The sequence below is a fragment of the Spiroplasma ixodetis genome, from assembly GCF_059729505.1.
The window spans coordinates 474,099-494,925 of record NZ_AP038353.1; the positions used below are offsets into that span (position 1 = coordinate 474,099).

Genomic DNA, 20,827 nt, shown 5'->3' on the forward strand with positions numbered 1-20,827 from the left:
ATCCTACTTATTTGTGTGTAGATATTAAAAAAGAAAAATATAAAATTTTAATTTTATTTAACTTTTTGAGTGTAAGGATTCTTTTTCTTGTAGGTGTTTTACAGCAAGGAGAAAAATATAAATGGAAAAAAATATGTTAGCTATATTATCAAATATAAGTAGTCAACAGTTTGGAATGTGAGTAGGTATATCAATTTTTCTAGCAATGATAGTAGGGATAATTGCTGGATTTCTAATTAGAAAAATGTATTTAAAAATTAAAGAACAACAAAGTTTTACTAATATTTTAAAGAGAGAAAAAGAATCTCAAAAATTAATTCAATCCTCAAGAGCCGATGCAAAAATTGAAATAAGTAAAATGAAAAAAGATTTGTATTTAGAAATTGAATATCGTAAAGAACAAAATTTAGAATATGAAAAACTTTTAAATAAAAGAGAACGCAAATTAAGTGAACGTGAAGAAATAATTGAAACACAAACACAAAATCTTTATCATCAACGTGAAATTGTAAAAAATGTTAAATTAGAATATCATCAAAAAATTGATCAAATTATTATGGAATTAGAAAAAATTTCTGGTATGAGTCGAAATGAAGCAAAAGATGAATTGTTTAGTAAATTAAAAGAAAAATTATCATTAGAATTTAATAAAATTATTAAAAATCATGAATATAATATTAAACTTCAATCTAAAAAGTTAGCCAATAATATTGTTAGTGAAGCAATAGAACGTTATGCAAGTAATTTTATTGTTGATAAGTCAGTATCATATGTTAATTTGCCTAATGAAGAAATGAAAGGCAGAATTATTGGTAAAGAGGGTAGAAATATTAAATCTTTTGAGTTAACAGCAGGTGTAGATATTATCATTGATGATACGCCAGAAACAATTCAAATTTCTTCATTTAATCCGATCAGAAGAGAAATTGCAACTAGAGCTTTAGAAGATTTAGTTAAAGATGGAAGAATTCATCCAATTAGAATTGAAGAAATCTTGAGATTTCATGAGCAGGAATTAAATGAAGGTTTTAAAGTTGATGGTAAAAAAATTATTGATGAGTTAAAATTAACTGGTTTTGAACCAGAGTTAGTATCTTATATTGGAAGATTAAAATATCGTACAAGTTATGGTCAAAATGTTTTATTGCATTCCTTTGAAGTTGCTAAACTTGCAGGAGCAATGGCAGCTGAATTGGGTTTAGATGTTAATATTGCAAAACGTGCTGGTTTATTACATGATATTGGTAAAGCCGCTGATTATGAATTAGAAGGTTCACATGTTTATAATGGTGTGATTTTAGCAAAAAAATATGGTGAAAGTGATATTATTATTAATGCTATTCATTCTCATCATGGTGATGTTGCAAAAGATAATGTTTATTCTTCTTTAGTTTCAGCTGCTGATACATTATCAGCAGCTAGACCTGGTTCAAGAAATAATTCATTAGAAGAATTTATAACTAGAATTAAAGAAATTGAAGATTTGTGTAAATCTGTTAAAGGCGTAGAAAAAGCATATGCTGTTCAGGCCGGAAGACAAATTAGAGTTATTGTTGATCCTAAAGTTATTAATGATTTTGATGCTCATATATTAGCAAGAAACTTAAAACAAAAATTAGAACAAATGATTACAATACCAGGCGATATTCATATTACTGTTATTCGTGAAGTAAGAGCAACAGAATTAATTAATTAAAAAATTAATTAATTGTTTTTTAGAGAACCTAAGGGTTCTCTTTTAACTTTATAAAATATATAATTTGTTAATTCAAATATTTATTTTTTATGTTTAATTTATTTTTTCATTATTATTTTAGTGTTAAAATAATATAGTCTTAAAAATAAAGGAGAATATAAATATGAGTTTTGCTGACATTATGTCAAAAAAAGTACAAAAAACATTAGAAAAAAATTTAAGTAAAAAAACTTTAACCATGGAAAATATGGAAGCAACAATTAAAGAATTCAGATTAATTTTGTTAGAGGCTGATGTTAATTTTAGGGTGGTTAAAACTTTAACTAATGAAATTATTAATAAAGCAAAAGGTGAATTTATTAAAGAAGGCTTAGATCAAAAAGAAATGTTAATTAAAATTATTCATGATGAATTAACAAAGATTATGGGTACTAAGAATGTTGAATTAGACTTATCTACTAATCCTACTGTTATTATGATAGTTGGTTTACAAGGTTCTGGTAAAACAACAACAATATCTAAACTAGCAAAGTTGTTAACAGATAAATATCAAAAAAAATGTTTACTAATTGCAGGAGATATTTATCGTCCAGCTGCTATTGAACAATTAAAAGTTTTAGGAAAACAATTGAATATTGAAGTTTTTTCTCAAAAAAATGAAACTCCTACTAATATTGTTAAAAATGCTCAAATATATGCTAATAAAAATAAGTTTGATGTAATATTAATTGATACAGCTGGAAGATTACACATTGATGAAAAATTAATGCAAGAACTAGCAGAAATAAGAAAAATTACTTCACCAAAAGAAGTTTTACTTGTTTGTGATGGTATGGCAGGACAAGATATAATTAATGTTGCTATTGAGTTTAATAATACTATTCCTATTACTGGAAGCATAATCACTAAATTAGATGGTACTGCTAAGGGTGGTTCAGCTCTTTCAATTTCTTATTTAACAAAGATTCCTGTTAAATTCTTAGGAATGGGTGAAAAGGTAACTGATTTAGAGGTTTTTTATCCAGAAAGAATGGCAGAACGTATTTTAGGAATGGGTGATCTTACTACATTAATGGAGAAGGCCGAAAGTATAGTTTCAACTCGTGATGTTGAAGAAACTATGAATAGAATGATGTTAGGTCAATTTGATTTGAATGACCTTGTTAATCAAATGAAGCAAATTCAAAAAATGGGTAAATTGGGATCACTTGTAAAAATGATTCCTGGTATGTCTGCTAAAATTAGTGATGCTAAAATTAGTGATGCTGAAACTGATTTAAAAATAGCAGAATATATTATTGCTTCAACAACTGTTCAAGAACGTGAAAAACCACAAATTTTACGTTATCCAAGTAGAAAAGCAAGAGTATTAAAAGGCTCAGGTCGTTCAGAAAAAGAATTAAATAAAGTGTTAAACCAATTTGAAAAAACTAAAAAAGTTATGGATCAAATTGCTGGTCAGATTAAAAAAGGAGAAATGCCAAATATTCCAGGATTAGATAAGTTAATAAAAAGTTAGAAAAATAAAAAAATTTGTTATTTTTAGTTAATTTGTTAAAATTTATTTAACTCAAGAAATGTATAAAACTTTGATTTATTGAGTTTTTATAGATATTATTTTATTAAAATTTTTTAAAATTTTCTTCTTTGTTTTTAAAAATTTAATTTATTTTTTAAAGTAAAACTAGATTTTAAAAAGAAAATAGTGTTTAAATAGTGGGTTATTTTAAATTAAAAATATAACAAAAATTTATTTTTTCTTTTTCAGTTGCTTAATAATATTTAGGGAACAAGATAACTTTGAATTGTGTTTAGTAAACAAATTAAATTCAGTTAGGAGACAATGATTATGAAAGATACGTATACATCTGTTCGATTAGCTCAAAAGCCACAAAATTCTTTTGCTTGCTATCGATGTGGTAGAGTAATTTTGATAGTTGATTACTTAGAAGGAATAAATATGCAAGTTAATTGCAGTCGTTGTGGCTTTAAGAAGCGTGTTAATAGTATAAAGATAGAGAAAATAAACAGTAAACCAAATTCAGCGCTAAATTCTAATGAAATTTCAAAAGAAAAGATAAATGAAATTTTTAATTCCTAAAACTATTAAATTTGTAAAATTACAAATTTGGAGAAGTGTTGGTTTAATTGATTTATTAATTATTTTAATGGTAGTTGGATTTGCTTCAATTATTATTTTATTGTTGCAAATTGATATTATTTTTAAAATATTAGCTGTTATTTTAGTTGGTTGTGCTACTATTCCACTTACTTTTTATTGACAACCAAGAAAAAAAGGATGAGAAATTATTTTATTATGATTTAAATTTCATAGTAAAAATCATTATTACAAATCTGAAAAAAATTCACAAATATTAGTACCATTTAAAAAAATTATTAGTAAGAATGTGATGCAATTAAATGTGAAAAATACAAATTATACTAGAGCTTTATTATTGGAGGGTTTTAATATTACATTATTATCTAATGAAGAAGCCTCAAATAAAATTAAAGATTTAGCTGCAGCTTTTAAAATTATTAATATTTCTATGTCTTTAATAAAGATTGATATGCCTTTAGATATAACTGCACAAACTAATTTTTATAAAGAACAACTCGAAAAAATTGATTTAGAAAATATTAGTGAAAAAGCAAAATTAGCAAGAAAATTACAAATGATATCAGCAATTAATGCTAATAATGAAATTCAAAATCAAAATGAAATGACGCAACCATTTTTTTACTTATTTTTTTATTCATCAAATCAAGAAAAATTAAAAGAAGAAGTAAATGCTTTTAAAAATTATATCAGTCGTAGTGGTGTTAAAGCTAGTGATATTAATTGTTTTGAAATGATGGTTGTTTATAGTAAATTAATAAATTCTAATGAAAATGCTTCCTTAGAAGAAATGTTTACTATAAAAAAAGAAGAAACTGTTAAAAGTAAAGATTTAACTAATGATTTGGCGATTAAAGAATTGTTAGTTCATAAGAATAATTTAGAATTTGCTAATTGTTTTCAAACTGTTTATAACATATATGATTATCCATTTGAAGTTTCAGCAGTCTGATTAGTAAATTTAGTAAATATTCCTAATACTAGTTTAATCTTTACTTTTAATAGTATCAGTGAAGAAAGTGCTAAAAAACAATTGAATAAAGCTATGCAAAATTTAGCAACTTTAAATTTTATGACAAAATCATTATCAGAACGAAGAGATTATGATTATCATTATCAATCATTAAATGAATTATTAGATCAAATTGCTGGTGGTGGTGAAAAAATATTTAATACTAATATGTATTTATTAATTAATGGTGCTGATTGTAAGCAACTTAAACAAAATATTAGTACTGCCGAATACGAAATAAAAAACAATAATATGAAGTTTGATAAATTATATTATCGTCAATTAGAAGCTTTTTTATCAGTAATGCCAGATAGTGCTGATTGATTTAAAGAAACAGGTCACGAAATGCCATGTTTAACAATAGGTGCTAGTTTTCCTTTTTTAAATCAAGAATTAAATGATAAACAAGGATTATTTCTTGGATTTAATGAAAGTGGTAATAAAGTATTTTTTGATCAAAGAACTAAAAGTAGTACTCGTAAAAATCATAATCAACTAATTATTGGTACTAGTGGTTCAGGAAAATCTTATACTTCTAAAAAAGAAGTAAATTATCAAATTATGCTTGGTCATAAAGTAATTGTTATTGATCCTGAACGTGAATATCGCGATTTATGTAATTATCATGATGGAAGTTGAATTGATGTTGGTGATGGTTCTTCTGGCAATATTAATCCATTTCAAATTACATTGGCACTGAGTGATGATAATAATAATGATAATAATACTCGTGATATTTTAGCACCACATATGCAATTCTTAGAACAATTTTTAAACATTTCTACTGGTGGATTAACGAGAAATGAATCAAGTTTATTAATGATTTATGTAAATTTAATGTATGAAAAATTTGGTATTACTTCTCGAACAAAAATTCATTTATTAAAACCAAATCAATTTCCAATTTTTCAAGATTTATATGATATTATTGAATCTGATATGGTTAAAGAAGAAGAGATTAGAAGTAAAAATGAATTAAAAAATTTACTAATTATATTATCAAGATTTGCAACTGGTGGTACTGATGCTAATTTATGAAATGCTCATACTAATATTAATAGCAGTAGTATATTACAAGTTTATGATTTATATACTTTAACACAATCAGGGAATAAACGTTTAGTTAACGCTCAAATGTTTTTAATTTTGAAATATATTGAAAATGAAGTACGAAAGAATAAAAATGATAACGAAATTAATAATAAACAACAATGAATTTCAATTACTATTGATGAAGCCCATTTACTTATTGATAAAGAATTTCCAGCAGCATTATTATTTATGTATCAAATTGTTAAGAGAATTCGTAAGTATACAGGTATGATAAATATTATTACACAAAATATTAACGATTTTCTTGGTTCTGAAGAAATTAAAAAATATACTACTGCTATTATTAACTCAAGTCAATATTTAAAAGTATTAAACTTACAACCTCATGATTTAGCAGCATTAAATGAATTGTATTCTTCATATGGTGGCATTTCTGCTAATGAAACTGATTTTATTGCTCGTGCTAAAGTTGGTGAATGTCTTTTTGCTATTTCTAGTTTATATCGTATGTGTTTAAATATTAATGTTAGTGATGCTGAAACACAAGCAATTAAAAATATAAAAAATAAAGAAATTGAAAATTAGTATATTTTTTATACATTATCGATTTCATCAATAATTGTTAATTTATTTTTAAACTAAATAAAGATACTTTCATATTAATAAAACTTATAAGTTTTATTAATATGATTTTATTTAAATAATAAATTTTATAAAATAATAAAAAATAAGTTGATAAAATTGAAAATTTTTATTTACTTTATTTTAAAACCAACTATAATTAATGTGTATCAACATTATTTATAACATATGAATTTGACTGTAAGTCCTAATTTATCTCTTTAAGGAGTAAAATAGAGTTTATTATATTATTAGATAAATTCATGCTTTATAAACAATTTTGATTAGTAAATAATTTTATTTTTTTATTATTTAAGGAGGAAAAACTTATGATTTTTAATTATCTATCAGATGGACCTGATATAAATAAAATCATTGATGTAGCAAAACCTTATGTTTCGGCAGTTGCAGGATTGCTAATTGCTGCTTTAATTGCATTTAGTGTTTTTAAAATAATTATATTGGCAAAAGATTTAGCGGCTGCTGGTGATGATCCACAACGTAGAAGTGAGATTAAAAAAGCGTTTATGTATACATTAATTGCACCAATTATTGGTATTACTGCATCAGCAATAATAATTGCTCTTGTGCAGGCCTTTGGTGGTAATCCAAATATTCTTCCTACTAACTAAAGAAAGTTATATATTAACTTGATATTAAGTTATGAAAAGAAAAGAGATGAAAATATGGATTGACTAACAGATATTATACTAGGAGTTTTATTATTTATACCTTGACTTATTTTTATTCAAGGACCATTATATTTAATTGATGTTTTATTAAGACCACATGGTATATTTGATTATTTAACAACTGATGCAATAACTAATTTAATTTTTGGAAAATTTAATGAAGATCCACTTAATAGTAAAAACTTACCAATATTTTTTTCAGTATTAGCTGTTGTTTCAATTGGTGTAATACTTATTATGTTTATTATGCAATTAATTATTATCCAATTTACTGAAACACATACAATTAGAGAAAAACTAGGTAAAGCTATAAAAAATACATTTTTAGCTTTTTTAGTAATTGTTTTCATTCCATTTTTTATGAGTGCTATAAATTATCTAATGACAGGATTATTGGCAGTTTTACAAATTACAGCTTTAGGAAAAAATGCTAGTTTAGCTGATTTATTATGAGGTATTGGTGCTCCTGATTATTATAGTTCTTTGCATCCTAATGGTGTTTTTTCAATGCCTGATATTTTGTATTTAAAACATTGAAACTTTATTCTTGAAATTATTGCGGTGTGATTTACTTTATATGTATTATTTGTTGCATCAATGACATTGGTTGAAAGAATTATTGATTTATTACTTTTATTTTCAATATCACCAATTGTTGCCGCTATAATGCCTGTTGATCAAGGAAAAAGATTGGGTGTTTGAAAAGAAATGGTAATAGGTAAGTTTATTATTGGTCCAGGAACGATGTTACCTATTTATATATTCCTTGAAATATTACCAAAAGCAATAGTAGATATTACTAATAATACTAATTTTAGTTGACTTGAAAAACAAGTTCTATATACATTATTTTGTACAGCCGGTGCTATTAGTTGTTTAAGAACTCAAAAAATTATTAATCACTTAGTAACACAAAACTTAGGTGTACAAAGTGCTATTGATTCCAATGGAGCAGCTATTGCTGGAAATATTATGGGTAAAGCTCGCAATTTTGCTAGCCTTGCAGCCGGTGGTGCTGGTGCATTAAAACTTGGAAAACAAATTGCATTTGGTGGTGCTAAAGATTGAAGAAATCCTGATGGTAGCGAAAAGAAAGCAAATGGACTATTAAAAAATGGTATCACGCGTTATTTAGGTAAAGGTACTAAAGGATTTGCTAAAGGAATTGGTAAATTTCAAAATTCTAATGATCATGGTACTAAATGACAAGATACAAAAAATAATTTAAAAAGTCCTTTTGTTGGATTAAAAAATATTGCTAATGCTGCTTTTAAAGAACCTGTTGTAAATTTAAATAATATTAGAAAGAATGCAAGAAGAGGAGATTCTGATGAATAAAAAAATAAAATATTAAAATCTTGGAGAAATAATCATGAAATTTAAAAAAACAAAAAATGAATTTAAAAAGAAAAAAAGTTATCGTTAAAGACGAAATGTAAGTATTGGTATTTTATTATTAATAATATCAGGTATTGCTGGTGTTATTTCCCAATATGGGTAAAATATAAATTATTATAAAATATATAAAAAATAAAGGAACATAAAAATGAAATTTATTCGTCAAAAAAAATGAGTACTACCAGCAGTAATTATAATTGTTATACCCTTTTTAGTATTAATAAATACTTTATTAGTTTATGCTTTAGTCTTTGTTCGTAACATGTTTTCTCATAGTGGAGATAATCAACAACCATTTACACTTAAATTTTTAATACAGGATGTTATTAATTATTGACTAATATTTTTAATTTTATTTCTTATTGAATTTTCAGTTTTATTATCTTACTTTATGATTCATAAATATAAAATTTATCGTGAAACTCATAATAAAAGTCGCTTTTTACGTGATTCAAAAAATAAAGTGTATGGATCTGCTGCTTGATTAACACCCACTGAAATTGCTAATACCTTTCCTTTATCAAAAACTGTTGAAAATGATTACGGTATTGTTGTTCAAACAACAAAAAATAAAATTGGTGGTGTCCAATTTAATATTAAGTCTAATGCTCATAATATTGTAATTGGGGGAACAGGAAGTGGTAAAACTCAAAAATTAGTTATTCCAACTATATATTTAAATGCCCAATCAAAAATTAAACCATCAATGGTTATTACTGACCCAAAAGGAGAATTATTTCAAAATCATTCTAAAATATTAAAAGATAATGGTTACGATGTTTATGTTATTAATTTACGTGATACATCAGTATCTAATTCATGAAATCCTTTTGTTAAAGTATATGATTTTTATGTAGAATCAATGCGTTTAAAAAAAGAAAATAATCCTTTAAATGAATCAATTACTTATGAATCAATGGCATTATCATGAATTAATGATATTGTTGAAGCCTTATTTCCTGAATCAGATCCAAAACAAAAATTTTGAAATCAATCAGCGATGCAAGTTGTTAAATCAATTATGTTATTTATGCTAGAACAACTTGAAGATCAACCTGATGTTCCTTTAAAATACTTTAGTATGTCAAATGCTGCTATTGTTGCTACTAATCGTCAACGATATGTTGAAATTCTAAAAAAAATGCCAACTCATAGTTTAGCTCGTCAAATTGGTTTAGGTGCATTAGAAGGTGCTGAAGAAACTGCGGGATCAATTAGTCAAATGGTTGCTAATGGATTACGTTTATTTACTGATCCAGTGACACGAAATATTAGTTGTAGTAATGATATAAATTTAGATGAAATTGTAAAAAAAACAAGTGCTGTTTTCTTAGTTGTTCCTGATGAAAGTAATGAACGTAATGCTTTTGTATCAATGTTTATTGCACAGTTATATAAAAATACAATTCGTTATGCAAGTACTTTGCCTGATATTAAATTACCACGTCCTTTATACTTTTTATTTGATGAGTTTGGTAATATACCAACGATTGCTAGTATGGCACAAATGATTACTGTTGCACGAAGTCGTAATATTTTTTTCATGATGATTATGCAAGATTTACAACAATTAACACAAAAATATGGTAAAGAAACAGCAGAAACTATTTTTAATAACTGTATTTTGCATACTTTTTTGCAAACTATGGATTTACAAACTGCTAATAAATATTCAGATATGTTCGGTGAAAAAACAATTATTAATTATAGCCATTCTGGTAATAAAGATAAAAAAGCTGATAATATTAATTCATCATTACAAGGTAAAAAATTAATTACAGGTAGTGAGTTAATGAAATTAGATTTTGATACTGCTGTTATTTTTTTAGCAAAACATAATCCAGCAAAAACACGTTTAATTCCGTTTTATGAATGAGGAAGTAAACCGGCAGGACAAGCAACTGTTACAAATGCTTCACGTTTAATTGATTTTAATAAAGATTATTATTTAAGTTATATTGGCTTATTCTATTATATTGAGAAAAGAAAAAATCCACAAGCCGCTGCCGAAAGATAAAAATCAGAAAAAGAAAAAACAAACAATAGTTAAGAAATTGTATATAAAAGAATATTTATTTTAATATATAAATGTATATTATTGATAGATATAGAAAATAACGATATACTTATTTCATGAATAGATCAAAAATATAAGTTTTACTTTTTATAAATTATGCTAAAAAAGGTAAGTACACAATAATGTTAAATATTATAAATAAACTTATATGAAAGGATTTTAAATATGAGTGTTCCCAATATTATTTCTTTAATAAGATTAATATTAGTTCCAATTATTGTTAGTTTAATGATTATTGGTCCAATAGATAATGATAATTTTTATCATCTTTGAATAACAAGTATTAATATTAATAGTTATAGTTTACCAATTAGTTGGTTAATAGCAGCAATTTTATTTATTATTGCTGCCATTAGTGATTTTATTGATGGATGATGAGCAAGAAAATTTAATCAGGTAACAACTTTTGGTAAATTTTTTGATTCAATTGCAGATAAACTTTTAACTAATGGTGTTTTAATTGTAATGGCATGTGCTACTATAATTCCAGTTTGAATGGTAGTTATTTTGGTATTACGTGATTTTATTATTGATGTAGTTCGTCAAATTTTGGCTACTAAAGGCACAGTAATGGCTGCTGATAAATATGGTAGAATAAAGGCAGCAGTACAAATGTTAGGAATTACAATTTTATTTTTTATTAATTGACGATTTTTAAATGGTAGTGTTAATGGTCATAGTAATAATGATCAATATGGCTTAATTAATCAATTAGTAATGATACCAATGTACGTTGCTACAATATTAAGTATTTTTAGCGCTTATAATTATATTAGTTCAAATAGTAAAAAAATGTTTAATATCTAAAAATAAAAGGAGTATTAATATAAATGATAAATAAAGTAATTGTTTTGAATCAGTGAGCAGTAGTTACGGGAGCGTCTAAAGGATTGGGATATTATTACTGTCAAGCATTATTAGCACAAGGTTATCACGTATTAGGGGTATCACGTGATAGTAAAAAAATATTAGAATTAGCAGATAAGTATCCACACTTACAAGTTAAAAATTATGATTTAGATTTATCTGATTTAAAAAATATTTATAAATTATTTGAGTTATCAAAAGAATTAAATGTAACAGTAGTTATTAATAATGCTGGTTATGGTGTTTGAGGAACATTTGCAGATAGCATGTTAGAACAAGAATTAAATATGATTAATTTAAATATTTCTTGTTTACATATTTTAACAAAGTTATTTGTTCAACGTTTTAGTAAAAATAATTATGGTCGTGTTATTAATATTGGAAGTATGGCAGCTTTTAGTCCAGGGCCTGTTTTTGCTAGTTATTATGCTTCTAAATCATATGTTTGAAGTTTAGGTGTTGCAGTTAATTATGAATTAAAAAGAGCAAAAAGTAAAGTAAGAGTAATTACAATTTGTCCAGGTCCATTAAAAACTGAATTTTGAAATCGTAGTAGTAATGGTAAAGAAAATAAAGAAAATTATAGTTCATTATTACCAGTTTTAGATACTGAAACTTATGCTAAAAAGTCTTTACAAACAGCCTTAAAAACAAAAAGAAAAAGTTTTATTATTACAGGAATTTCTAATAAAATTACAAGAACTATTATTAGAATATTACCTTTAAAAACAGTACTTAAATTAGTATATAATTATCAAAAAAATCGCTAATAATGAATTTCATTTTTTATTTTAATCGTAAAAATTATTAAAAAACATTTATAATAAATAAATGTTTTTTATTGTTTTTTAAAAGAAAGGTTTATGATGTATCCAACTTCTTAAGATTTTAAGAAGTTATTAAAAAAGAGGTGTTATTTATGAAAAAAAATTTATCAATGTTAACAACAATAGCAGTATCAGCAGCATCAATATTTTCAACTTCTTCGATATTAAATTCATATGTAAAAAATTCCAATTTAATAAATGTTGATAATTTACATGATGTAATACAACAAATTGATATTGTTGAATACCCTATTTTTGCTGATAATGGAGAAACTACAACTAAAACTTTTGAAAAAAATGTTATTGTTCTTTTTAGTGATCCTTCAAAATTAAAATATATAGAATTAACTGATATAAAAAGTAATGCCGATTTTCATATAAATAGAAAAGATTATTATAATGTTCAAAGTAAGAATTCAGTTATTGTATCTAGTGATACAAAGTTTATTGATAATAGTATTTCACATGAAGGAAATATGAATAAAGTTCAACAAACAGTTAGTTACAATTATGATTGAAATCAAAAAGCATTTATTTTTAAATTTGTTAGTGTTGAAACAGTTACAGCAAATAATGAAAAAGATACTCAGTTTGTAAGAGGTTATTTTACTACTAGTTTAAAGTTAAATTTGCCTGAATTTTAATTTATAGTTTAAAATATTATTTTTTTAACTTAATTAGAGAAATTATATTATAAAAGTAGTACTTAAGTATTACTTTTATTTATTTTTTTGTTTTTTAAAATAAAATAAATAATATTTAGAATATAAAATTAATTAAAAGTATTAATAATAAATTTATAGTGGTAATTAATCAAAATATATTATATACAGTATGAGATTCTATTGTAATTTGGTTTAAATTTGTTATTATATATTTGTCCTAAAACTTTAGGATAAAACATCAGTTTAATTAATTTAAAATTGTAAATTTGGCTTTATGCCCTTATATGAGTAATTTTCATGTAAGAATTTTGTATTTTAATTTATTGATATGAGTCTTTAATTTAGTTTAAAAACTCAATTTAATATCTATTCCAATTTCATAAATTAATATTCCCACTTACCCTTAAACCAAAATTTATACAGACTAATAATTAAAAACATTTTAAAATTTATATCATTATACTTTAAAAGTATTAAGTTTAAGGTCAAATTTACTCTTTTATGGTAATTAAGTTTGTTTATAGTAAAAGTATTATTAAAACTTTAGAAAATGATGTTTATTAAATGCATAATATTATAAATTGTGGCATTTATTTTGCCAATGTGCCATTAACAAAAACAACTAACGAAACTAGATGTGAAAATATAAATTGTAATTATCAATATTGTAATGGTTGCAAACTTGAAACAGTTATCATTTGAACACAAACTCCTGATCAAAAATGTTTAATAATTCCTATTATTAGAAATTCAATTGAGCAACATGATCAAAGCCTAGGCTTATTTAGGCTTATTAGGTGATAACTTATCTATTATTAAATTGAAAAAATCTAATAATAATTCTATTTTAAGTTTTCGCGAGGAAGATATTAGTTATGCTGATCTTAATCGCGCAACTTGAATTAAAAACTTTAGAATTGGTGATGAATACTTAATCAATGGAGAACTTCGTGTCTTAAATGAAACTGAAATTCATGATTTATCTTTTAGAGTAAAAACATTACAAATATCAATTCTTAATACAATTGCCAATATTGGTATTAATAAAAATTTAAATTTAAATAATAAAATTGTAAGTTATAGTGACAATACTTTGAAAGAATAATTTCTTAAAACATGGAATGGCAACCTTTTTTAGGACTGTTTTTTGCTAGACATTTGTGCTTGGTGTTTTATGGGGGTTAAGTAGTTTAGAGTGCTGTGGATTCTTATGTTGTTGTATCAATTGATACAATCAAATAATTCTAATTTTAATTGGATTAATGATGTAAAATTTTTATCATTAATAAATTCTGTTTTGAAAGTTTTGAAAGTTGCTTCAGAAACAGCCTTATCATAAGGACAACCTTTTTTGTTTAAAGAGTGGGTAATATTGAAGGCTAATAAAACTATTGATAAACTTTTATTATTAAATTCATTACCGCGATCGCTATGAAATATTTGAATATCTTTTAAACAACGATTTGAGCACATAAATGCTTGATATACTAATGATGCATCTTTTTTAGTACCTACACTATGTCCAATAATTTCGCGATTGTACAGGTCGATTAATAAGCAAATATAGTTTCATTTACCATTAACTTGAACATAAGTTAAATCACTAACAATAACTTCATTTTTAAGCATATTATTAAAGTCTCTATTAACAAGATTAGTAATTTGACTATCATTGACTTTATTATGATAATTTTTTTATGATAATTTAGTGTATTTTGATATTAAATTATGTTTATTCATAATTGTTTTAATTCTTTTCTTAATTTAATTAAGGCTTTTATCCCTTTATGTACTATTTTTAAATTTTATCACATAAATGGAGATAAAAGCCTATCTAGGAAATTATCCCCACATGTATCTAAATCAAACACAAAATTATAGTTTCAAAACTAGGTATCTTATTGAATTTATATGCAAAAGAAGCTGCATATAAATGAATATTGTGTTTTGAAACTTTTATGTGTTTTCGGAAAGTTCGTCGGATGTGTTTTCATGCAGATTCAATCTGGTTTGTGTTTACACCTGTTGATGACACATACCCAAATTCATGATTTACGATTTCATGTTTGTGATAGAAGTTTTTTGAAACTTCCATATCCCTTCCAAGAATCCGTAAATAGACAACACCCAGTAGAAATGTGTTTCAATGCAAATCATAAAAGGTTTTTCTCATCTGCTTTTTTCAATACTTTCACAATTAGTTTGTTGCTGGTTTTCTCATAAACTCCAACAAACAAGGTTTTATTCAACAAGGATCTTCCTTGTTTTTTAAAACCTACATGTGAAAGATACATTTCATCCATCTGTGCTGTGCCATCATCAATGAACCCTGCATCTTGATTCCAAATTCTAGTTCTGATTTCATGACCCATTCTTCAAGCTGTTTTATATGTCACACCCAATTCCCTTGCAACATCTGTTGATGGTATACCATGCTTTGTGTTTATTCATCTAAAGATGAGATAAAACCAAGATGTCAAAGGTGTTTGTGACTTGTGAAAAATGGTGTCATGAAGAATACTAAATGTTTGATGACATTTCAAACATCTTATTCTTCTCAAATCAGAAACATTCAAACTAGAAGAAGCACACCTGATACATTTCATTACTTTCAACTTCGCTATATATTTCAAACAATCGTTTTCATTTTGAAATATGCTATTAAATTCATTTCAATTCATTTTTTCCTCCACACTAGTACATGTGGGGATAATTTCCTTAATTAATTCATTTTCTTCAACAGAACGGTTATCTTTGGTTTTAAAACTGCCTGAATTAGTAAATTGCTTAATTCAATTATAAGTAGCTGCTCTTGTAACATTGTACTCTTTAGCAAGACAAGACACTGACTTACCACTTTGATATAAATATACTATTTATTTTTTAAATTCATATTAATATGAGTTAATATTGGCCATAATTATAATTACTTTCTTTTAACTAATTTGTTCACTTGTTTACGTAATTAGTGTCCAATAAAGTGTAACCCATCCACATAATTTTTTTAATTTTTCGTCTTGATAAATTAATTTTCTTTTCTTTTAGAACAACTTTTAATCTTCTTGTTCCATAAGCTTCTTTATTTTCTTTAAAAGCACTAATAACAGCTTCATCATGAATATTATTTTGAATTTTATCTTCTTTTTTCTTTAAATTAAAATAGGCTTTTATCCCTTTATGTACTATTTTTAAATTTTATCACATAAATGAAGATAAAAGCCTATCTAGGAAATTATCCCCACATGTATATAAATCAAACACAAAATTATAGTTTCAAAACTAGGTATCTTATTGAATTTATATGCAGCTTCTTTTGCATATAAATGAATATTATGTTTTGAAACTTTTATGTGTGTTCGAAAAGTTCGTCGGATGTGTTTTCATGCAGATTCAATCTGGTTTGTGTTTACACCTGTTGATGACACATACCCAACTTCATGATTTACGATTTCATGTTTGTGATAGAAGTTTTTGAAACTTCCATATCCCTTCCAAGAATCCGTAAACAAACAACACCCAGTAGAAATGTGTTTCAATGCAAATCATAAAAGGTTTTTCTCATCTGCTTTTTTCAATACTTTCACAATTAGTTTGTTGCTGGTTTTCTCATAAACTCCAACAATCAAGGTTTTATTCACCAAGGATCTTCCTTGTTGAATAAAACCTACATGTGAAAGATACATTTCATCCATCTGTGCTGTGCCATCATCAATGAACCCTGCATCTTGATTCCAAATTCTAGTTCTTATTTCATGACCCATTCTTCAGGCAGTTTTCAAAGTCACTCCCAATTCTTTTGCAACATCTGTTGATGGAATTCCATGTTTGGTGTTTATTCATCTAAAGATGAGATAAAACCAAGATGTCAAAGGTGTTTGTGACTTGTGAAAAATGGTGTCATAAAGAATACTAAATGTTTGATGATATTTCAAACATCTCATTATTCTCAAATCAGAAACATTCAAACTAGAAGAAGCACACCTGATACATTTCATTACTTTCAACTTCGCTATATATTTCAAACAATCGTTTTCATTTTGAAATATGCTATTAAATTCATTTCAATTCATTTTTTCCTATACACTAGTACATGTGGAGATAATTTCCTTAAAATAATATGTTGATTTAGATATTTTTAAAAAACGACACATTGTACGAATTTTATATTTAACTTTATTTTTGATAATAATTTCTATTTTCTGCCTATTATTAGTGCTGCTTGCTTTAAAATATCATTTTTTATTCTTAATTTTTTTACATGCTTTTCTTAATTTAATTAATTCATTTTCTTCAACAGAACGGTTATCTTTGGTTTTAAAACTGCCTTAATTAGTAAATTGCTTAATTCAATTATAAGTAGCTGCTCTTGTAACATTTTACTCTTTAGCAAGACAAGACACTGACTTACCACTTTGATATAAAGCTACTATTTGTTTTTTAAATTCATCTGAATATGAGTTAATATTGGCCATAATTATAATTCCTTTCTTTTAACTAATTTGTTCACTTGTCTACGTAATTAGTTTCCAATAAAGTGTAAACCATCCACTTTTGCTGGGTTACATATTGTGACACTTTTTATTAAGTCGTTTTTTTATGATAGTTTATACACTTTACCTTTGCCTATTCTTGCTTTAATAAATGTTAGTTTTGTATTTTATTTAATTTTGGGATTATTTAGATTTACAAGACATTAGGATGTGAAATTATGTTTATACCTTTTATTACAAAAGTTATTAAATTCTTTTCTTCAATTTTTATGAATTTTTTTAGTTTTCCACTTGGTGATTTAGGTTTTAATTTGGGTACGTTGATGATATTTTTGATTTTGCTTAGATTTGCATTTAGGGTTATTTTACCCGAATTAATGTTACCAGCATTAGATTTAGGACACAATGTTAAAACTATGGGTCGTGCTTTTGTTAAATTTTATATAAGTTTATCATGAGTTGGTAAACAACTTGCTGAAAGAAAACGTTTAGATAATAATGCTAAGGGTATTGAGAATAAAAAAGGGAAGTTTGTAGGTAAATAGTTATGTCTAATTTTGTTTTTAGTATATTGCATTTAATTTTTATATTTTCTAGTAAAGATATTGAAATATTTTTAAATCAACCAAATATTACTAATGAAGTTTATATTTTGTTTAATTTGACTTTTTGGTTAGTATTAGGTGTATTTTTTAATTTTATTTATCGTAGTATTAAATTTGTTTTTAGCTCATTGTTTGGGTAGGTGTTAAGTATGAGTGTTTTTGAAATTTACAATAAAATAAATCAATGTATCATTGATTATTGAACTATGTTTATAGGTAATCCAGTTGATGATTTTACTACTATTTTATGAAATTTAGTAGTTTATGGAACACAATTTTTTTATTGGATTTATTTTGTTTTATGGTTCATGGTGAATTTTAAAATGTTTATTTGGTAAATAATTATGTGATTTAAGTTTGCTAAATTATTTTTTGTTGTAAATACTTCTGTTCAAGCACCTACTATTTTAATTGCTTCAAATGACCCTAATGTTGTTAATTATTATATTAAAAAAGAAATAATTAAACACGTTAAGTATAATGATTTTAATGATTGAGCAACTATTCCATGAAATTCTGCTTATTTTGATGTTGACCAACCGGATTTAAAATTAGTTAGTGGCGAAATTATAGGTGGTTTAGATAATGATTTTGATGTTGAATATCAAAGTGATGTTGTAGGTGTTAAAAAGATAATACTTAATACTGGAACTGGTGTTTATTCTTTTAAGAGATATCAGTTAGATGATATTTCTCGTATTATGTTTAATCATAATTTTGTTCAATATGGTAAAAAAAATCGACTTCTTATTCATAATGTAAATCATTGAGTTAAACCTTTAAATTTACGTTTTGAATTAAATTTTGAAATTGATAAACCTTTAAGTTTTTATATTCAAGGTTTTATGTTTTATTTTAATTATGAGGCTTTTATCTCCATTTACTGGTGATTTTGCTTTTAGTTTTTTAGATTATGTTGGTGATACAAAATATGTTTTTAAAGGGAAGATCGGTAATGATGTTTATATGCAAGATTTGTATAATTTTGTTACTATGCCAGTTCGTGTTCCAAATTTAAGACATTTAACTGTATTTTTTGATATTCATGGAACTACAAATTTAACTATTCCACCGGAGGTTTCATTTGGTCAGATTAATATTTTTTCAAGTGAGAAAGTAACGCCAGTACCGCCAAATAGTTCTTTTAACCCTGATTATGAGCGTGTTAGTTGATATGATGTTTTTGGTCATTTACGTAATGCTTTTAGGTGAGTACTATATGGTGTTGTTGGTAAAGTTTTACCAGTTGAACCATTAAGAGAATTTTTTTACTAAACTTGATGGATTATTGAGACGTATTTTTGATGATACTATTAGTTCTGTTTTAAATGTTGATTTTACTAGTGGTTTAGAACAAGTTTTAACATTATGAGTATTTTTAAAAGCAGTTGGATTTTTAGTTGATTAGGAGTTTATTATGAAAAAGAAAGATTTATTTGAAATTTTTAGTGGAGTTGTTTTTTGCTTTTCTAATATCAGTTTCATTTTTGTGATAAGTTAAAGTTATTTTTTGAAAATGCTAGTTTTGGTTCAAAATTTTTAATTTTCTTTTTTGATTTTATTTTTTCCTTTATTTTAAGTTCATATTTTGTAGAATTTTGTTTTTGAATTAAAAATAAGTTAAAAAAGAAAAGTAAGGTGGTTAAATAATGGTTTGATATGGTTATTTACTTTTAGGAGTTATATTATTAATAATACTATATCCATTTTTAATAACTAAAAAAAATATAAAGATATTACAACGAGTTGGTAGTTATATTATTTCAGCACCACCACGTACTGGTAAATCTGCTCTTGCTTGTTGTTTAGCACAAAAAAATAAAGGAAGAGTAGTTAGTCCTATTCCTATTAAAGTGCGTAATGAATTTAGTTATCGTTGTAGTTATGATGATGTTTTTAAATTTAATCAATTAAATAGTAATTATGCTTTTAAAGAGTACGATATGGTTGTTTTAGATGAGTTAGGTTTGAAAATTAATAGTAATGATTTGTCACTCGAATTTAAAGAAACACAAGAAAGTTCGGGAATGTTTTGTAAATTAATAGGTCATAATTTTAATGGAATTATGTATATGATTAAACAACACCCCGATAGAATACCAAAACAAGCACGTGAAAAAGTAGAGTATATTGTTCAAGTTAAAAGAATGCGTATTTTGTTATTTTTAGTTAAGTTTAAACTAAATATTTATACTAATGTTGATGATTATAATAAAGTTGTCTTATCTAAAAGACAAACTAAGAAAATAATTAAACGTGGTGGATTACCACCTAGTTATAGTGGCGAAACTATGACTTTTAGTTTATGATTTCCTAGGTCTTATTTACAAAAATATAATAGTCGTGCTTTAAATTATATTCATTCGTTAAAGAGTGAATTAAGTACTTTTAAAGACTATGAACAATCACAAGCATTAGATTTTACTGTTGATGATATTAGAGTAGTAGGATTAGATAAGTTGGATAATATATTACAGACTGAAAAGAAAGAAATTAAAAATACTGTATGTCGTGCTTGTTATTATAAAAATAAACATTCTAGGAAAAAAGTAGTAAAATAAACGTATAAAATTAATCTAAATATAAGTTTTAACCCATTACTTTATTTTTTAAAGTAAATGAGTTTTTGATTTACATAAGGAGAAAAAAATGAAATTTTTATTAGAAAAATTATATAAATTAAAAAATATTAAAAAAATAAAATT

At 25.0% G+C, this 20,827-nt stretch carries 20 protein-coding genes; 17 read left to right on the forward strand and 3 right to left on the reverse strand.

From position 1 onward, the window contains the following. Positions 1 to 121 precede the first annotated feature (121 nt). From rny to AC6I4F_RS03255, 11 genes are all read left to right on the forward strand, one after another. The gene (gene rny, locus AC6I4F_RS03205; RefSeq protein WP_497874350.1) at positions 122 to 1,696 is read left to right on the forward strand and encodes a ribonuclease Y; all 1,575 of its coding nucleotides are present in this window, start codon (positions 122 to 124) and stop codon (positions 1,694 to 1,696) included. Between the two features lie 163 nt (positions 1,697 to 1,859). Continuing rightward, positions 1,860 to 3,215 (forward strand): signal recognition particle protein, encoded by a 1,356-nt coding sequence (gene ffh, locus AC6I4F_RS03210; RefSeq protein ID WP_497874351.1) that lies wholly within the window; start codon positions 1,860 to 1,862, stop codon positions 3,213 to 3,215. Between the two features lie 330 nt (positions 3,216 to 3,545). Then, complete coding sequence (locus AC6I4F_RS03215; protein WP_497874352.1) at positions 3,546 to 3,797, forward strand: hypothetical protein; 252 nt, start codon at positions 3,546 to 3,548, stop codon at positions 3,795 to 3,797. After that, positions 3,778 to 6,465, forward strand: coding sequence for an Mbov_0397 family ICE element conjugal transfer ATPase (locus AC6I4F_RS03220; RefSeq protein ID WP_497874353.1), 2,688 nt, complete (start codon positions 3,778 to 3,780; stop codon positions 6,463 to 6,465). The genes AC6I4F_RS03215 and AC6I4F_RS03220 overlap by 20 nt, the downstream gene beginning before the upstream one ends. A 299-nt stretch (positions 6,466 to 6,764) precedes the next feature. Continuing rightward, positions 6,765 to 7,133, forward strand: coding sequence for a hypothetical protein (locus tag AC6I4F_RS03225; protein ID WP_497874354.1), 369 nt, complete (start codon positions 6,765 to 6,767; stop codon positions 7,131 to 7,133). A gap of 54 nt (positions 7,134 to 7,187) precedes the next feature. Then, on the forward strand, positions 7,188 to 8,531 hold the full coding sequence (locus tag AC6I4F_RS03230) for an Mbov_0396 family ICE element transmembrane protein (RefSeq protein ID WP_497874355.1): 1,344 nt from the start codon (positions 7,188 to 7,190) through the stop codon (positions 8,529 to 8,531). Positions 8,532 to 8,739: 208 nt separating this feature from the next. Further along, positions 8,740 to 10,608: a VirD4-like conjugal transfer protein, CD1115 family gene (locus AC6I4F_RS03235; RefSeq protein WP_497874356.1), complete on the forward strand. Its 1,869-nt coding sequence runs from the start codon at positions 8,740 to 8,742 to the stop codon at positions 10,606 to 10,608. A gap of 225 nt (positions 10,609 to 10,833) precedes the next feature. Next, positions 10,834 to 11,475: a CDP-diacylglycerol--glycerol-3-phosphate 3-phosphatidyltransferase gene (pgsA, locus tag AC6I4F_RS03240; protein ID WP_497874357.1), complete on the forward strand. Its 642-nt coding sequence runs from the start codon at positions 10,834 to 10,836 to the stop codon at positions 11,473 to 11,475. Between the two features lie 23 nt (positions 11,476 to 11,498). After that, positions 11,499 to 12,305 (forward strand): SDR family NAD(P)-dependent oxidoreductase, encoded by an 807-nt coding sequence (locus AC6I4F_RS03245; protein ID WP_497874358.1) that lies wholly within the window; start codon positions 11,499 to 11,501, stop codon positions 12,303 to 12,305. A 149-nt stretch (positions 12,306 to 12,454) separates the two neighbouring features. Next, positions 12,455 to 13,006 carry a hypothetical protein gene (locus AC6I4F_RS03250; protein ID WP_497874359.1) on the forward strand — a complete coding sequence of 184 codons (552 nt, stop codon included), beginning with the start codon at positions 12,455 to 12,457 and terminating at the stop codon, positions 13,004 to 13,006. An 841-nt stretch (positions 13,007 to 13,847) separates the two neighbouring features. After that, positions 13,848 to 14,132 carry a hypothetical protein gene (locus tag AC6I4F_RS03255; protein ID WP_497874360.1) on the forward strand — a complete coding sequence of 95 codons (285 nt, stop codon included), beginning with the start codon at positions 13,848 to 13,850 and terminating at the stop codon, positions 14,130 to 14,132. A 29-nt stretch (positions 14,133 to 14,161) separates the two neighbouring features. Here AC6I4F_RS03255 and AC6I4F_RS03260 read toward each other — a convergent pair whose 3' ends face one another. Next, the gene (locus AC6I4F_RS03260) at positions 14,162 to 14,656 is read right to left on the reverse strand and encodes a transposase (protein ID WP_497874361.1); all 495 of its coding nucleotides are present in this window, start codon (positions 14,654 to 14,656) and stop codon (positions 14,162 to 14,164) included. A gap of 99 nt (positions 14,657 to 14,755) precedes the next feature. Here AC6I4F_RS03260 and AC6I4F_RS03265 point away from each other — a divergent pair, with 99 nt between their 5' ends. Beyond that, positions 14,756 to 14,908 (forward strand): hypothetical protein, encoded by a 153-nt coding sequence (locus tag AC6I4F_RS03265; RefSeq protein WP_497874362.1) that lies wholly within the window; start codon positions 14,756 to 14,758, stop codon positions 14,906 to 14,908. A 26-nt stretch (positions 14,909 to 14,934) separates the two neighbouring features. On the opposite strand, the gene AC6I4F_RS03270 is transcribed toward AC6I4F_RS03265, so the two are convergent. Both AC6I4F_RS03270 and AC6I4F_RS03275 read right to left on the reverse strand, forming a co-directional pair. After that, positions 14,935 to 15,873 carry an IS1595 family transposase gene (locus AC6I4F_RS03270; RefSeq protein ID WP_497874363.1) on the reverse strand — a complete coding sequence of 313 codons (939 nt, stop codon included), beginning with the start codon at positions 15,871 to 15,873 and terminating at the stop codon, positions 14,935 to 14,937. 378 nt (positions 15,874 to 16,251) lie between these two features. Next, complete coding sequence (locus tag AC6I4F_RS03275; RefSeq protein WP_497874364.1) at positions 16,252 to 17,097, reverse strand: IS1595 family transposase; 846 nt, start codon at positions 17,095 to 17,097, stop codon at positions 16,252 to 16,254. 797 nt (positions 17,098 to 17,894) lie between these two features. Here AC6I4F_RS03275 and AC6I4F_RS03280 point away from each other — a divergent pair. The 5 genes from AC6I4F_RS03280 to AC6I4F_RS03300 all read left to right on the forward strand — a co-directional run bounded on the left by AC6I4F_RS03280 (position 17,895) and on the right by AC6I4F_RS03300 (position 20,683). Further along, positions 17,895 to 18,062, forward strand: a complete 168-nt coding sequence (locus AC6I4F_RS03280; RefSeq protein ID WP_497874365.1) for a hypothetical protein — start codon at positions 17,895 to 17,897, stop codon at positions 18,060 to 18,062. 209 nt (positions 18,063 to 18,271) lie between these two features. Beyond that, positions 18,272 to 18,460 carry a hypothetical protein gene (locus tag AC6I4F_RS03285; protein WP_497874366.1) on the forward strand — a complete coding sequence of 63 codons (189 nt, stop codon included), beginning with the start codon at positions 18,272 to 18,274 and terminating at the stop codon, positions 18,458 to 18,460. A 6-nt stretch (positions 18,461 to 18,466) separates the two neighbouring features. After that, positions 18,467 to 19,024, forward strand: coding sequence for a hypothetical protein (locus AC6I4F_RS03290; RefSeq protein ID WP_497874367.1), 558 nt, complete (start codon positions 18,467 to 18,469; stop codon positions 19,022 to 19,024). Continuing rightward, positions 18,984 to 19,397, forward strand: a complete 414-nt coding sequence (locus AC6I4F_RS03295; RefSeq protein ID WP_497874368.1) for a hypothetical protein — start codon at positions 18,984 to 18,986, stop codon at positions 19,395 to 19,397. Before AC6I4F_RS03290 ends, AC6I4F_RS03295 begins: the two co-directional genes overlap by 41 nt. A gap of 374 nt (positions 19,398 to 19,771) precedes the next feature. Next, positions 19,772 to 20,683 (forward strand): hypothetical protein, encoded by a 912-nt coding sequence (locus tag AC6I4F_RS03300; RefSeq protein ID WP_497874369.1) that lies wholly within the window; start codon positions 19,772 to 19,774, stop codon positions 20,681 to 20,683. Positions 20,684 to 20,827: the final 144 nt, after the last annotated feature.